Source organism: Propioniciclava soli, assembly GCF_014858005.1.
Lineage (GTDB): Bacteria > Actinomycetota > Actinomycetes > Propionibacteriales > Propionibacteriaceae > Propioniciclava > Propioniciclava soli.
Genome location: NZ_JACYOT010000010.1, coordinates 1 through 1,523, shown reverse-complemented (window position 1 = coordinate 1,523; position 1,523 = coordinate 1). Strand labels below are relative to the sequence as shown.

Here is a 1,523-nt window from a genome sequence, read left to right as displayed (position 1 = left end):
GCGTCGACGAGCACGTCTGGCGGCACACCCGCAAGGGCGACAAGTACGTCACCGTGGTCATCGACCTCACTCCGGTCAGGGACGACACCGGCCCGGCCCGCCTCCTCGACATGGTCGAGGGCCACTCCAAACACGCGTTCAAGACCTGGCTCGCCGCCCGCCCGCAGGAGTGGCGCGCCAACGTGGAGGTCGTCGCGATGGACGGGTTCACCGGCTTCAAGACCGCCACCACCGACGAACTCCCCGACGCCACCCCCGTGTTGGATCCGTTCCACGTCGTCCGGCTGGCCGGCGACGCCCTCGACCAGTGCCGACGCCGCATCCAACAAGACCTGCACGGTCATCGCGGGCGCGCAGCCGATCCGCTGTACCGCGCCCGTCGGATGCTGCACACCGGCCTGGACCTGCTCACCCCCAGGCAGAAGACACGGTTGGAGGCCCTGTTCGCCGGCGACGACCACGTCGAGGTCGAGACCACCTGGGGCATCTACCAGAAGATGATCGCCGCCTACCGAGAACCCGACAAGGCCAAGGGCAAGACCCTCATGCAAGCCGTCATCGACGCGATCGGCAGTGGCGTCCCCGGCGCCCTGACCGAGGTCACCACCCTCGGCCGCACCCTGAAGAAGCGGGCCGCCGACATCCTCGCCTACTTCGACCGACCCGGCACGTCAAACGGGCCCACCGAAGCCCTCAACGGCCGACTCGAACACCTCCGCGGCAGCGCCCTCGGCTTCCGGAACCTCACTCACTACATCGCCCGCAGCCTGCTTGAGACCGGCGGCTTCAGACCCCGACTACACCGTGGATTGTGATGAGCCAAGAATCGCTGCGCGATCCTGGGGCCACCCTGAGCGATGAGCTTCGCGGCGACCGCGCTTTCGTGAAGTGCTCGCCACCGGGCGGCAGCTCCCGCCCAGTACCCCGCTTCCAGCAGGGTTCGGATCTCTCCCAACGTGAGCGTTGCACTGCTCTGCAGCAACGCGAGACCTATTCGTACCGGCTGGTGAGGGTCTCGGGACGAACCCCGCTCGACCTCATCAAGCCGATTGAGCATCCACAAGCCGTGTTGCGCCATTGCGAACAGTGCGGCCCTCATTGAAGCCATGCCCTCGGGCCACGCGGCCTCAAGGGCTTCGCGCACTTGGCGGGTTCTCGCCTCGTCGTCGTTCTGGGATTCCCGCGCCGTCTTCAGGAGGTCAGCCGCCATCCCCGCAGCGTTCGCGGCCACGAAGTCCTGGAACTCGGAAGTGGAGTTGAATCTCGCCATGGTGCCCCTTCGGATCTGCACGAACGTTCATCGTAAGGTTTGGCTCTCGCCAACCCATGCCGGCGACCGCGGGAAGCTCGTCGATGCAGGCAGTGAGGGCTCGCCCCGCCCGACGCAAATGGTGCTCCACGACGAATGGCTCATCGCTCACCAGCGCATGGCCTTCGACCGGGACAGCGACGGCCCTCCTCCATCCGACCAGCACTCGTCCTTGTGGCGGCAAAGTCGGTCGTTGGCGGAGTGCCGGTCACGA

General features: G+C 66.8%; 2 protein-coding genes. One reads left to right on the top strand and one right to left on the bottom strand.

The window, feature by feature from the left end; translation table 11 throughout:
* The coding region (locus IFY26_RS11790; RefSeq protein ID WP_232549203.1) for an ISL3 family transposase at window positions 1-815 on the top strand (815 nt) is incomplete at its 5' end.
* On the opposite strand, the gene IFY26_RS18395 is transcribed toward IFY26_RS11790, so the two are convergent.
* The gene (locus tag IFY26_RS18395) at window positions 752-1,057 is read right to left on the bottom strand and encodes a DUF5677 domain-containing protein (RefSeq protein WP_416046574.1); all 306 of its coding nucleotides are present in this window, start codon (window positions 1,055-1,057) and stop codon (window positions 752-754) included. The two genes, IFY26_RS11790 and IFY26_RS18395, sit on opposite strands and share 64 nt — an antisense overlap.
* Window positions 1,058-1,523: the final 466 nt, after the last annotated feature.